Origin of the sequence: Stieleria neptunia, from assembly GCF_007754155.1 — a bacterium.
Taxonomy (GTDB): domain Bacteria; phylum Planctomycetota; class Planctomycetia; order Pirellulales; family Pirellulaceae; genus Stieleria; species Stieleria neptunia.
Map to the genome: position 1 here is coordinate 910,932 of NZ_CP037423.1, position 13,619 is coordinate 924,550.

The 13,619-nt window shown below is 57.2% G+C and carries 10 protein-coding genes; 5 read left to right on the top strand and 5 right to left on the bottom strand.

Features of this window, described 5'->3' with window-relative positions:
* Positions 1 to 13: 13 nt before the first annotated feature.
* The 3 genes from Enr13x_RS03165 to Enr13x_RS03175 form a co-directional block, all read right to left on the bottom strand.
* Positions 14 to 1,387 carry an alkyl/aryl-sulfatase gene (locus Enr13x_RS03165; RefSeq protein WP_145384654.1) on the bottom strand — a complete coding sequence of 458 codons (1,374 nt, stop codon included), beginning with the start codon at positions 1,385 to 1,387 and terminating at the stop codon, positions 14 to 16.
* Between the two features lie 88 nt (positions 1,388 to 1,475).
* A complete protein-coding gene (locus tag Enr13x_RS03170) occupies positions 1,476 to 1,937 on the bottom strand; it encodes a MarR family winged helix-turn-helix transcriptional regulator (RefSeq protein ID WP_145384655.1) in 462 nt (153 codons plus the stop codon).
* Positions 1,927 to 2,406 (bottom strand): hypothetical protein, encoded by a 480-nt coding sequence (locus Enr13x_RS03175; RefSeq protein WP_145384656.1) that lies wholly within the window; start codon positions 2,404 to 2,406, stop codon positions 1,927 to 1,929. The genes Enr13x_RS03170 and Enr13x_RS03175 overlap by 11 nt, the downstream gene beginning before the upstream one ends.
* Before the next feature lie 342 nt (positions 2,407 to 2,748).
* Here Enr13x_RS03175 and Enr13x_RS03180 point away from each other — a divergent pair, with 342 nt between their 5' ends.
* Entirely contained in the window at positions 2,749 to 3,732 is a 984-nt protein-coding gene (locus Enr13x_RS03180; RefSeq protein ID WP_145384657.1) for a 3-keto-disaccharide hydrolase, read from the top strand.
* Positions 3,733 to 3,807: 75 nt separating this feature from the next.
* Here the strand turns inward: Enr13x_RS03180 and Enr13x_RS03185 are convergent, their stop codons facing one another.
* Together Enr13x_RS03185 and Enr13x_RS03190 are read right to left on the bottom strand one after the other, a co-directional pair.
* A complete protein-coding gene (locus Enr13x_RS03185; protein ID WP_145384658.1) occupies positions 3,808 to 4,698 on the bottom strand; it encodes a DUF4437 domain-containing protein in 891 nt (296 codons plus the stop codon).
* 84 nt (positions 4,699 to 4,782) lie between these two features.
* The gene (locus Enr13x_RS03190; RefSeq protein ID WP_145384659.1) at positions 4,783 to 5,772 is read right to left on the bottom strand and encodes a zinc-dependent alcohol dehydrogenase family protein; all 990 of its coding nucleotides are present in this window, start codon (positions 5,770 to 5,772) and stop codon (positions 4,783 to 4,785) included.
* Between the two features lie 224 nt (positions 5,773 to 5,996).
* On the opposite strand from Enr13x_RS03190, the gene Enr13x_RS03195 reads away from it, so the two are divergent.
* The 4 genes from Enr13x_RS03195 to Enr13x_RS03210 all read left to right on the top strand — a co-directional run bounded on the left by Enr13x_RS03195 (position 5,997) and on the right by Enr13x_RS03210 (position 13,503).
* A complete protein-coding gene (locus tag Enr13x_RS03195; RefSeq protein ID WP_231744383.1) occupies positions 5,997 to 6,323 on the top strand; it encodes a winged helix-turn-helix transcriptional regulator in 327 nt (108 codons plus the stop codon).
* A gap of 87 nt (positions 6,324 to 6,410) precedes the next feature.
* Positions 6,411 to 10,742, top strand: coding sequence for a beta-galactosidase (locus Enr13x_RS37655; protein WP_197455747.1), 4,332 nt, complete (start codon positions 6,411 to 6,413; stop codon positions 10,740 to 10,742).
* A gap of 20 nt (positions 10,743 to 10,762) precedes the next feature.
* Positions 10,763 to 12,616: a sulfatase-like hydrolase/transferase gene (locus tag Enr13x_RS03205; RefSeq protein WP_145384661.1), complete on the top strand. Its 1,854-nt coding sequence runs from the start codon at positions 10,763 to 10,765 to the stop codon at positions 12,614 to 12,616.
* Positions 12,617 to 12,636: 20 nt separating this feature from the next.
* A complete protein-coding gene (locus Enr13x_RS03210) occupies positions 12,637 to 13,503 on the top strand; it encodes a LamG domain-containing protein (protein WP_145384662.1) in 867 nt (288 codons plus the stop codon).
* Positions 13,504 to 13,619: the final 116 nt, after the last annotated feature.

Sequence of the window (13,619 nt, forward strand, 5' to 3'; positions counted from 1 at the left end):
TCCATCAAAAGATTTAAAACCACAGATCGCTCAACTGCCCCGATTCAAGCTCATTAGCATAGCTGAAGTAGTAGTTGCGGTTCGGAGCGTTGTACTCGCGTGCCCCCAGGCCTCGCAGCGCCTTGATCTTCACTTTGCGGGCGAGTTCCCTGTCGGCATCGTCCAGCCATTTTACGTGATCGGAAAGTTCCAACGCCCATTGGAAGTCGTCGTTCGCCAAAGCGGCTTCCATCTGGGCCGTCAGTTTTTGCGTCCCACCGGCCAATTCGGCCATTTTTTTCGCTTTCATCCTGGGCTCAAGCGGATTCAACGTTGTCGGATTGCCGTCGTACCAGCCCAATAGCCCTGAATAGATGGCTCGTACCGCATGGGGCACCGAGCCATAGAATTCGATCAAATACGGTCTGTCTTTCAGATGCCCGGGAAGTTCGACTTCGTGTGCGAGTTGGTCGGGCCCCTTCCCAGCGTTGATGCCTCGAACCGTTTGCTCATACACACTGCGAATCGCTTCGCTGTAATCCTCCAACGCTTCCGTGGCCGTTTCTTCTCCGATGATCGGCATCGTGTGACCGGGAACCACAGCGTGTGGCTTCAGCTCGGCCATCTTCGCAACGCTCTCGGACCAACTGAGCACATCGCGATAGGCCGTGCCCCGAATCGCATACAGGTTGGGAAACGAGCTGTAGAAATTGTCGCCCGCCAACAGCACCTTTTCCTTCGGCAGCCAGACGAACAGTGCATCGTCGGTTTCGCCCGGTCCGAGATGGAATTCGATCTCGACGCCCGCGATCGTCGTTTTCAGACCGCCGCTGGGAACGGTGACCGTCGGGGGAAGAAACCCTTTGCCGCGGTCGTGATCGATGGTTCCGGAAGGAGCAACGCCGCGATTGGTGCTCTCACTCGGTGAGAGATTGCGTCCAAACTGTCGTGCACCTCGCTTTTGCTTGGCTGCACCGACTGCTTGGGTCACGCCTTCGGCCGAACCGAAGGTCGCCGTGGCATAGATGTCGGGCGTTTCATCGCCCGCAAAAACGCTCGCTCCGCCGATGTGATCGCCGTGGCTGTGGGTGTAAATGATCGCCTTGACCGGTTTGTCGCTGTAGGCGCGGAATGCCTTCCACGCGTTCGCGGCGCTGGTCGGTCCCATCAACGTGTCAATGATGATCACTCCGTCGTCTCCCACGATCATCGACGTGTTCGCCCCGTGAAACCCGACGGCGGTAAAAACTCTGTCGGAGACTTTGACAATGCCTTTCTCGAATTGTTGCTGCTGCGCATTGAGCATCCGCAGTGCCGTCTCGGGGGCAACCTGTGTCTGTCCGCTGGCACGTGCGGCAACCAGTACGGTGCTCAGCAACAGAACGCCTGTTTTTAAACCTATGTGCATTTCGCTATTCTCCTGTCGATAACAAGTGTTCCAACGCAACTCAGTCAACTCAGTCAACGCAGTTCAGTCATTCGGGCAGTGGATCTTGTTAAAGATCCTTCCGCTTAGAAAGTTGGTTCGTTAAGTTCTTCTGCATCTTCTGCAGAACGTTTTGCGTCGCATTCAATTCCGACTTTGCAATGCCCTTGAGCGCAGTTTTCCGAAGGTCGTCCAATAAGGGGAGGACCGTTTGAAGTCTCTGTTCGCCGCGGCGAGTCAAACCGACCATCACAACGCGTGCGTCGTCGCTCGAGACGCTCCGCTCGACAAACTTCTGTTCAACGAGTCGATCCAGCTGGCGTTTCACCGTCGTCGGATCGCGAATCATCCGAGCTGCCAACTCGTTCATGCTCAGCGGCTGGCCGGCGTCTGACAAAGTGATCAGCGTCTGCGTTTCCTCGGGTGAGAACGGCCAACCGGCGCTCTTCAACACCGCTGCCATCCCGGAGCGAATCAGGTGGGCGACACGGCCGATCGCGAACCCGGGCGACGATTCGGAATCAAAGTGCATGTTCACCTCCAGGCGGATCCTGAACTCCAGCGGACGAATGCTGGGCCGAACTTGTGGGGCCGGCAAAGATCGGGCGATACCAATCAAAGTAACAGTAAATCAGCAGAGCGCAGGCCGCGAAATCGGGGATCCCGATGACGAGGAACTGATGAGCGAAAAAGGTCACGTACAGCAGGATGTTGAAGGCGTAGGGCAGCGACATCAGGACCGCGAGGGGCGCCGTCCGCGGGAAAAACATCAGTCCGCCGGCGATCGTCTTGAACAGGCCGACCCAGAAGATCAGATAACCCGTCTCTTGCAGCGCAATCATGAATCGCCCAACCTCATCCGGCGATTCGCCGACCGGATAGCCGTTGACCGCAAATCTCATCGTCATGATCCCCGTCCCAAACAGAAACAGTGCAAAGAGCAGTCGCACCACCAAGGCCAGACGTGGCAACCGAACGCTGCGTTGTTCTCTTGAAGCCATTTCACTTAGACCGTGTGAATTGAAAGGATGAGTTGGTTCATTTGGCCCGCGAGATGAGAGCGGGCTTCGTATGGCTGTATCTTACAGGTAACGGCCGGGTTGTCAATGCTTGCCGTGAAATTCGGGAATCGGTCCAGCCGGTGATCGTCAAACGAACCCGCCCGGGGCCTGACGGCCAGCGGCTCACAATGCCACTCACCGTGAGCCGCGACGCGTTAGCGGCCGGGCCCGTTGCGGTTACAATCAACCCACCGGTGATCGTCAAACGAACCCGCCCGAGGCCTGACGGCCCGAGGCCTGACGGCCAGCGGCTCACGTGACGTCCTCTCTCGAACTAACGCCATGAAATCAATCGCACCAACCATCGCTGCCCCCCTTTTCTTTCTGTTGTGGTTCTCTCCGGCAACCGCCAGAGCCACCCACGAACTCGTGGGCGACTGGTCGTTGAAGCTTGAATCGGGAACGCCCGCTTGGATGAGCGTTCGCCAATCGGATGGAAAATGGGACGTGAAACTGCGACTGCATGTCGGTCCCGAAGGGCCTCACAAGGACGTCACGTTTTCGGATGGACGGCTCAACTTCACGCTTCGTCAAAACAAGAAAGCGACGGACACCAAGACCGTCAATGTCGGCATCAAGAACGGGATCCTTGACGGTGTGATCGTCTCGACTTCCAAAGACGGCACGGTCCAGCGGGATCCGTTTACGGGCAAGAAGATCCCGCCGGTTCCTTCGACACCGCCCGATTTGTCAAAGGTCCGCTTCGGCCACCCCATTTCGCTCTTCAACGGCAAAGACCTGACAGGTTGGCGACCTCATGAGAGAGACAAAATTATGGGGTGGGGTGTTCAGGACGGCTTGCTCGTCAACACCACCCCCAAAACCGACTTCAGCGCAACGGGGGCCTATGCGAACCTGCGGACCGACGCAGTTTTCGAGGATTTCTGGTTGCACATCGAGTTCAACATTGGGGAGTCCCGCAACAGTGGCGTTTACCTGCGCGGCATGTACGAAGCGCAAGTCGTCGACCGGGACAGTCGGATGCAGGGCAAGCAAGGCGTGGGAGCCATCTTTGGAAGCATCGCGCCGTCTAAGAACGCGGGCAAGAAGGGAGGCGAGTGGCAGACCTATGACCTGACATTGGTCGATCGGCACGTCACGGTTGTGCTCAACGGCGAGAAGGTGATCGACAACCAACCCGTTGCCGGCCCCACCGGCGGCGCAGTCTTCACCGATCCGACGCAGCCGGGCCCGATTCACCTGCAAGGTGACCATACAAGCGTGAAGTACCGTGATATTTACCTAGCGCCGGTCGTCAAGGACTAAGCAGCTTGCCCCAAGAGCGCGCGGCGGCAATGAGCGTTGGCCGTCAGGCCATCGGCGGTCCTGATACCCGGCCGCTTACGGCGAAAGTGTGAATTTGCCTTGCGTTCGCACGTAAAGGATGCACGCGTCGTCGCAAGAGAGGCGGTGCGAGGCGGGGCCGTGCGATCCGAAGTAGCTGCCACTCGGCAACGGTTTAACTTCACCGCCTTCGTCCAGATGCAGTCTCGTCTGGCCCTTGATGACCACGACTCGTAGTGAAGGGCTGTCGGTTTGAAGTTGTCCGTCGAAACCGGCTGGCAGTTTGAGCATCGTGCCGACGACTTGCTCGCCGTCCGGGTTGCCCCACAAAAAGGTCAGTCGGGCGGATGGACCGGCGTCGGTTTCCGCTTGCGTTTCCGTCTGGCCGTCAATCCATGTCGTGTTGGAAGCATCCAGCCAAACGATGTTGGACGCGTCAACATTGATCGGTCGTTCACCGTTGTCGAAGGCTTCTTGGGGGGCTTTGACCAGATACGGTCCGCTCTGGATTTCGACGTAACCCACGCTTAGCGTTTTCGCAGCGGTGATGTGGACTTCACCGGCCGGCTGAATCCACCACGAACCGGCAGGCATCCAAAGCGGCGCGGCGTCGGGGTCGTCATTGTGCAGTCCGCCAGCGAGGACGATTCCGCGATAGGTAATGTTGTGAATGTGGGGCGGTGACGAAAATCCGTCGTTGAACTTGACCAGAAAACCCGATTCACCGTCTTTGGTTTGATCGCCCCACAACGTCCCCGCCGCCGGACTGGCGTCGCCGCGTGCCGGGTTCAGGTGCCGCCAGTTGATTTCCGACGCAAGGACGACTTCGGTGGTCGCTTGCGGGGGGGCTGGTCGTGCAGCACCCTGAGCCCGAACGGCTCCGGGAGCGACCAGCAAGAGCGTGGAGGTCAGGAGTGCCCGCAGGCCGTGGGTGTAAGTGGTGGTCATCGATTTTTTCAGAGTGGAATAGGGCTCGTGGACGGTTTGCGCATCAGTACGTGGACCGACCCGCGATTCCATCAGTTTTGTCGCCTAATGATAGTCGACAACGACTTTGCCCATGCCTTTTCCGCTTTCCAGTCGGGCGTAGGCGTCTGCCACCTGATCGAGCGAAAAACGCTCTTCGTCCAACACCGGGTTCAGGCCGCCCGACTCGGAAATCTGAGCGAGGTCTCGCAAAATCTCTGCGTGTTGCTCGCGCTGAAAATGGTGCAGCATCGGAATCAACATGAACACGACGTGCAGCGACAGCCCTTTGAAGTGGGCCGGCGTCAAATCCAATTCGCACATGGAAACCGTCGTGGCGATCTGGCCATTGAGCGCCGCCGCCTCAAACGAATTCGTCAGATTGGCACCACCAACTGAATCGAACACCAATTCAAACCCGGCCCCGCCGGTGTGTTTGGCGACGTACTGCTCAACCGATTCGGTTTTGTAGTTGATCCCGGTCGCTCCCAATCGTTCGATCAATGCCAGCTGCTTCTCGCCGCCGCCGGTCGAGTAAACTTCGGCACCCCAATGCTTGGCAAGTTGAATGGCAACATGACCGACGCCGCCTGAACCGCCGTGGACGAGAACTTTGTGGCCCGGCTGGATCCCTGCGCGAGTCAATCCTTCGTAGGCCGTGATCGCGACCAGGGGCAAGGCGGCGGCCTCGCGCATCGACAGGTTGGTCGGCTTCTTGGCAATCAGCTTGCTGTCCGCCACGATGAACTCCGCCAGCGTGCCCGGCAGGTCCGCCAGTCCGCCCGCGCAGCCGTAAACTTCATCACCGACCGAATACTCGGTCACGCCGTCACCGACGGCCTCAACCGTTCCCGCGAAGTCCATTCCCAGGATGGCCGGAGTGTCCGGGGACAACGGCAACTCTTTGCCCATCTTTCGAATCATCGTGTCAACGGTGTTCACGCTCGACGCCGCGATCTTGACGAGAACATGACCGGGTTTGACGTCGGGCTTGTCGACTTCGGCCGCTTTGAAAGGGGCGTCTGCGCCATAGGCGTTGATCAACATGGCTTTCATTTTCGATCCTTGTGCATGTGGTTTTTCGATTGCAAATTCCAACGTTCCGACAACCAGCGGTTTGCAAAAACGTTCTGGTGTGCCAACAATAGCACTACCAGACACACCGACAAGTACGCACATTTCAGGCAGGTAGGCACAGAATGGATACTATTGGGGATCTCGATGCAAAACCCGTGGCGAAGCAATCTCGGCACAGCGATTACGAGCCGCCGGCGTGTCCGGTGGAGGCGACGCTGGAGCTGATCGGGGGCAAGTGGAAGGGGATCGTCCTGTTCTACCTGCTCGATGGCCGGCTCCGGTTCAGTGAGCTGAAACGCAAAATCGGTTGTGTCACGCAACGGATGCTGACGAAGCAGCTGCGCGAGTTGGAGGCCAGCGGACTGGTCAATCGAATCGTCTACGCGGAAGTGCCTCCACGGGTCGAATACGAGTTGACGACAGAAGGAAAGTCGCTCGAGCCGGTTCTGATGGCGCTCAAGCAATGGGGAGAATCCCACGCCGTCGCCCTGCTGAAAAACCGTTCACAGCAAGAAGATCATGTCGCCTAGTGCTACGAAATCCTCAGAACTCCTCAACCAATAATGTTTCGTTATCTTCTTCCCCTCATCGCCGCCACCATCTTCTGCGCATCTCCGATGCCCTCGTTTGCTCAAACGTTGAGCAAGGAGGGCCGGGATCAAAAGGCGATCCACGACTACCTGTTCGACTCGTTCCTTCAAGGACGCGCGACCAAATTTGTCGGCGGCGGGCGTGACCGTGGTCTGAAAGAAGTCACGATCCTGCAAGAGACGATGGAACTCGGTCACGGGGACGATGTCTTGCTGCCCGAGGGCGCCGAGCGGGTCGCGGGGCTGTTCCGTCACTTTGCATTTCACGGAGCCAACCTTGATCGGGTCAAAGAGGTTTACGTCTTTCCGTTCTCGCCGGACAAATCTCCGCCTCGCAGCCAACAGGTCAACGATTTTTACCGAGTCCAGATGCCATCGATTCCGTTGTCCGATCAGCCGCCGGAACGGATGAAAGTACGGTTTCTGATGAAGGACGAGGATGCGACCTGTCGGATCGATGATTTGGTGTTCATCGCTCAGAAGCAAATCCCGCCAGAATTCGACACGATCCCTTATCGGGATTTGGGCTCGGAATATCCCCGAGAGCGAGTGGAAATCGACATCGACACCGACCACGAATTGTCGATCGGGGGAACGTCACAGTTGCAACGAGACCGTTGGTTCCGCATGCACGAAACGCCCGGTGTGGTCGATCCGTCGTTCGAGCGATGGGCGGCGGAGCGAAACTTCTTGCCCGGGCGTGGGGCCTTCAAATTCAATCCCGCCATCACGCGTGCCTGGGGCAATTGGGAACCGTTAAAAGAACGAGAGGACCAACCGGGATCCGCGGACTTGTCGTTCTTCGATCAGTATGACGCCGGGGTGAGACACCGAAAGACGATACCGGAATTCAAGAACATCCCGTTTGCCCTCTGTTTCAACGATTGGCCCGAATTCATGTCGGTGCCGCTGGTCGGGCGTGGGACTCCGAAAATCGAACATTTCGACGACGCGGCCGAACTCGCCGCCGCCTATGTCGAGGACCAAATCAAAGACGGCGGTTTCACGGCCGAGTGGTGGGAGGTGAAAAACGAGAGCAGCGTGCAATCGGAGTGGGCCCATCACTGGAAAGAGAGCCAGGGCATCGACGGATGGGGGCTGCTCGCTGAGTTTCACAACCGCGTCGCCGATGCGGTCCACCAGCGTGCTCCCGAGGTGAAAGTCGGAGGTCCGTCGTCGGCGTACATGCAGCTTCAAGTCAAAGACTTTGACCTCTATCGCAATCAGGCTCGTTTCATCGAAGAGACTCGCGGCCACATCGATTTCTATTCCCACCACTTTTATGAAAACGCGCTGATGCTCGGCGCGCACGAACGTCGCGGACAGGGTTACTCCAACTACCTGCTCGGGCGTTACGAAGCGATCCTCGACATGCTGCGCGCCCACATGCACAAAGCGGACAACGTGCTGCCAATCCTGATCACCGAGTGCGGATCACTGCAAAACGGCCGCCAGCCTTCGGACAATTGGCTGCGGTTGCTCGCTTGGAACGCGTATCTGACCAAGTCGATGCAGCGCCCCGACCAGATCGATCTGTTTGTGCCCTTCGTCTTTCTGCACATGTCATGGAATCCCTACAGCGGTGATGCGGCCTTCACACCCAAGGAAGATCGCAAGCGGCATCGGACGATCGATGATTTCGAACCGACAGCCATTGCGAATTACTTTGAACTCTGGCGAGACTTCGACGGTCGACGATTGCCGGTTGCGTTCGACCGCGACTGGTTGGACGTCGTTGCCGTTCACGACGGAAAGCGGATCTCGCTGGCGGTGACCAACATGGGCGGCCGTCAGATCGCGGTGGATCTGTCGAGCGTCGCAAACAGGATTGGTTCAGAACGTGCGACGCAAACGCGTTTGAATTACCACCAGGGACAGATTGTGTTTCAGCCGGAGCACGATGTTGACACGGCGGCCATTCCTGTCGACGTGAATGAAACGACCGTCATTCGGCTCATGCCCGGCAAACCGATCGCTCCAGAGAAAACCCTTGTTCTCGATCGCTGGTACGCGACCGAGACGGCGGTCAAGAGCGATGGCAGTCCGCTTTCGTTTGACGTTCGCATCGACAATCCCAGCCAAACACACTCTGCAAAGCTGATCATCGGTGCCCACCGTCGCGGTGGATTGACTGAGCCGGTCCTGGTCAAGATCAACGGCAATCCGATCGACATCGACACCGGCGACGCGGACGAGTTTTCGGAATACTTCGCGCCGTTGAATGCATGGATCCCCGCCTCGATTCTACAGCATCACAACAAGGTGGAAATTCAGCCCCAACAGGACACAACCATCACTTCGGTACAGATCCAAACCCATCAAGCAAGCAATGATGCAGCGAGTGATCCGCAGCCAACGGTGCTGTTTGACTTCGAGGACGATCAGCAACTCGAATCGATCGAAACGCGAGACATACAGATCTCGCGTGTGAAGAGCGATTCAGGATCGGCTCTGCTCCTTGAGTCGGGACACGCGATTGATTGGCCTGGAATCACGTTGAAACCCACGCAAGGGACGTGGGACTTGGGGATGTTCCAGCATTTGTCGTTCGACGTGATCAACCAGGGTGACCAACCCTTCGAGATCGGGCTGAAGATTGAAAGTCGCAACGCGGACGGAATTGAAAAGAACTTCACGGTGATGAACAACATCGCCGCAAAGGAATCTCGCAAGATCTCCGGGACGCTTTACACGACGCCATGGAAATTCACGTCGTCGTTCGTTGTTCAAGGGATGCATGCGGCACCGGGCCAGAAGACGGTCGATCCATCCTCGGTCACGCAGGTCGTGATATTCTTACGGCAACCTAAGCGGGACTATCGTTTCACGATTGACAACGTCAAAGTTGAAACGCCGATGACGTCAATGGACGTGGGCGAATTCTTGCCGTTCATCGACCAGTTTGGTCAATTCATTCACAAGCAGTGGCCTGGCAAAACGCTTTCGCAACAGGATCTGGTCGCCAGTCGAGAGGCGGAGAAGAAAGAACTGGCCGGCAAACCGGGACCGGCGTCCTTCAATCGCTTTGGCGGCTGGAAAGATTCGTCCCAACACGGACCCGCCAAGTTTTTCCGTGTGGAGAAGCACGATGGTCGTTGGTGGCTGATCGATCCGGACGGGTGTCGGTTTTGGTCCCACGGGATGGATGCGGTGTCGACCCGATTCGGGGGAACAGGCATCGAACACCGTGAGAACTACTTTCGTGGTCTCCCGAAGGAAGACAGCAAGCTCGGCAAGTACTATTTCTCAAGCACATGGGCGTTCGGATTCTATGCCGATAAGACACCCTTCAAGATGTACAACCACCTGCTGGCCAATCTGCATCGCAAGTACGGTGACGACCATCGAGCCGAGTTCGAGGATGTCTCGCACAAGCGGCTCCGAAGTTGGGGATTCAATACCTTGGCCAGTTGGTGCGATGAATCGGTCAATCGGCAAAACCGTACTCCTTACGTCGAGTTCGTCTATGTCGAAGATGGCCCGGTGCTTGAGGGGGCACAGAAAATGTGGACGCAGTTCCACGATGTGTTCGATCCGAGATTCCGACAGTCCATCGCGCATGGCATCGAAAAGGTGAAGTACTCGATAGGCGACCCCTGGTGCATGGGGTACTACGTTGACAACGAGTTGTACTGGGGCAGCGATATCGATCTGGCCTTGTGGACACTTCGTTGCAGTTCCAAGCAGGCGGCCAAGCAAGAATTCTTGAAGGACCTGACTGCCAAATACGAAACCATCGACGCACTCAATCAGGCATGGGGAACCGAGCATGCCACGTGGAGCGATCTTGCCGAAGCCACACAAACTCCGGATGTGAACAAGGCGAACGAAGATCTACGCCAGTTCGCGAAGAAAACCTCCGAGACCTACTTCCGCAGCGTCAAAGAAGAATTGGCCGCCGCCGCCCCAGGGCAACTGTATCTCGGCTGTCGGTTTATCTGGGACAACGAAACGGCCATCCGAGCGGCCTGTCGGTACGCGGATGTTGTGAGTTTCAACAGGTACTTGTATTCGGTTGATCAGATGAGTCTGCCCAAGGGAGAAGACAAGCCGATTCTGATCGGCGAGTTCCATTTTGGTGCCTTAGACCGAGGCCTGTTCCATCCCACCCGGGCTCCCGCCAAGAACCAGACCAATCGTGCAGAATGCTACAAGAATTATGTGTTGAGCGCGCTGCGAAACCCATTGTTCGTGGGGACTCATTGGTTCCAATACTACGACGAGCCAACCGCGGGTCGCGGTGATGGAGAGAACTACAACACCGGATTTCTTGATATCTGTGATACGCCCTACCCGGAAATGGTTTCCGCCGCGCGGGAAGTCGCGGAACGGATGTACGAATATCGCGCCGGACGTTGAACTGACACCAAAAACTAACAATGATCATCAGGCACACACCTATTGGAATAGCCGCTCTGCTGGCAACGCTGGTTGTCCCGTGGATCGCTTCCGCTCAAGCCGAGTCGAAACCCAACATCCTGTGGATCATCACCGATGATCAGCGCCCCGATTCGGTCAGCGCCTACAACCGGTTGGTTTACGGCAAAGATGAAAGTCCGCTGGGTTACGTCGAATCGCCCAACATCGACAAACTGGCCGCCGAAGGAATCATGTTCACTCGGGCGATGTGTAATTCACCCGCTTGTGGTCCGTCGCGGGGCTCGATGCATTCGGGGCGTTATCCGTTCCGCAACGGCCACTACGCCTTCGAGTTGACGCATCAGAATCCGGACTTCATACGCCCGGTCGTTCCCCAGATTCTCCGCGAGCAGGGCTATGCGACCGCCACGTTCGGCAAGGACGATCCGTACATCTACCGCTGGGGACCCGGTCAGGGCTTTCATGACCCTGGGTTCTATGACGTGCGGGTTCACAACAAGCATACCCTGCAGCGAAACGGTGTCGGCGATTTCGCCACGCTGGAATCCTTCGGCAAAGGCGGCTACTTGGGCAAGACCGAGGTTGTTTATTATCCCGATGGCAGCCAACGAACTTATTTTCTCAAACGCAAGGATGGGAAACCGACGGAGGACGATCTCGCCGCCGTGGCGCAAACCGACAATGAGCTCGAAATCCTCCGCTCGTACACCTGCGGTGGGATTAAGTCGCTGGTCTTCGGCGGAGTGAACCCGAAGCCGGCTGCGGATACCGCCGACGCGCACATCGCAACGGCGATGAAGAACTACCTGGCCAATGCCGGCCGTACCTACAAGACTCTGTGGGGCGAGGAAACGCAGGGCGCCGACACGACGAAACCCCAGTTCATTCATCTTGGGTTCCACTTCCCGCACACTCCGGTGCTGCCGCCGAAATCGTTCCGGGACCGTTTTAAAACGAAGAACTATCGTGTGCCCGAGTTCGATCGGCAGGAACTCGCCAAACTACCGCCGCAATTGGTGCGACTTTACGAAAGCTGCAAGGTCGACGGCATGACCGAAGCCGAGAAGCAGCAAGCGATCCAGGACTACTACGCGTTTTGCGCGCACGGCGATGCGCAAATCGGCGTGGCTGTCGAGGCGTTCAAGGCTTACTGCAAAGCGGCGAACCAAGAGTACTTGATCGTTTTCACCGTCGGAGACCACAGTTGGCACCTCGGCGAACAAGGCATCGAGGCCAAGTTCGGTCCCTGGGGTCAGTCGGTTGCCAATGCGGCGATTCTGGTTTCCTCGGACGAAAGTTTGGTCCCGGCCGGCGGGCATGACGACCAAATGATCGAGTTCGTGGATTTCGCACCCACGATGCTCCAGGCGTGCGGCGTGGATTTGCAGGACCCGAAGTACGACTTCCTCGACGGCGTCAGTCTGTTCGATGTGCTCGGCGGCACCGCGCCAAAGCGCGAGTATATTCTGGGGGAGATCCATCTCGTCGCAGGACCCCGGGCCTACATGTATACCGATCGGTTCCGGTTCTCGATGCGCAGCCGTCCGTTCCCCGGACAAGTGAACGAGCAGAATTTCGGCAAGAATATCAAATGGGCGCTCGAAGCGCCGATCGAAAAGGTTGATTTGGCTCTCTACGACCTGAAACATGATCCATTGGAACGCAATAACGTGGCCAACGATCCCGACTATCGGGAACTCGCCGCGTGGTTCCGCAGCAAGCTGGGCAACATCATCCTCGGTGACGGACGCGTCGAGTGCGACTGGTCCAAAGCGAACAGCTACGTGATCAGCGACTTCGCCAAGGGAGCCGACGACAAGCAGGCGAATATTCCCGAGCACCTTATCCCCTGAGCACAGATCGGTCCACTCAAATGATCAAACTACTTTCGACACCATTTTTCGTGATCGCACTGGCACTTCCATGCATGGCCCAAAACCAACCGTTCTTTGCCGAGGGACAGGATCCAAAGCCGACCGATCGGGTATGGCAGAAGATCGACGATCTTTCGGATGAGTTTGAGGGATCGACGCTGGATACGAACAAATGGTCGGCGGATCCTGGCGCCAAAGGCTGGGGCTGGATCGGTCGGCCGCCAGGGCTTTTTCAACCTGAAAACGTGCGTCTTCAAGATGGAAAAATGCAGGTGACGGTCCGCAAACTCGATGCACCCAAAGTCATCAACGGCCACGAATTCCTGTACGGCGGTGCCATCGTGCGATCGATCCATCCCGGCCAAGTGGGGTGGTACTACGAGTGCAGGATGAAGGCGAATCAAACCGAGATGTCGTCAACATTCTGGCTCATGACGGACGACACTGTGAAAGAACGGCAAGAACTGGATATCCAGGAATGTGTCGGACGCCTCTCGAAGGAAGCCGCATCCTGGGCTCGCGGGTGGGACCAGGTTTTCCATTCCAATCTCATCAAGACGACCAAGGGGCAGCCTGGGAAGGTGCAGGTCCAAGGTTCAATCGAGACCGAGACGAAGAACTGGGAACGATACTACGTGTACGGAGCGTGGTGGAAATCGCCGCACGAAATTCGATATTACCTCGACGGCCAATACGCCTATTCGCTGAAACCACCCGCCCCCTGGGATCAGCCCAAGTATTACCAGATGGCAATCGAGACCTATGACTGGAACCCCGTTCCAGAAGACGGAGGGCTTGTCGCCAGCGGCACGCGGGAAGAAAGAACCACACAGTATGACTGGGTCAGAACATGGAAGCTCCGGTAGCACCCCATACCGCATATTTCCGTTTGACTCCAGTCGATGAAACCGGAGCTGTGATCTCTGAAGATTACCCACCGATGGCAAGGCGTACCCAGGGATACCAAAGTGGTCGATTCCGT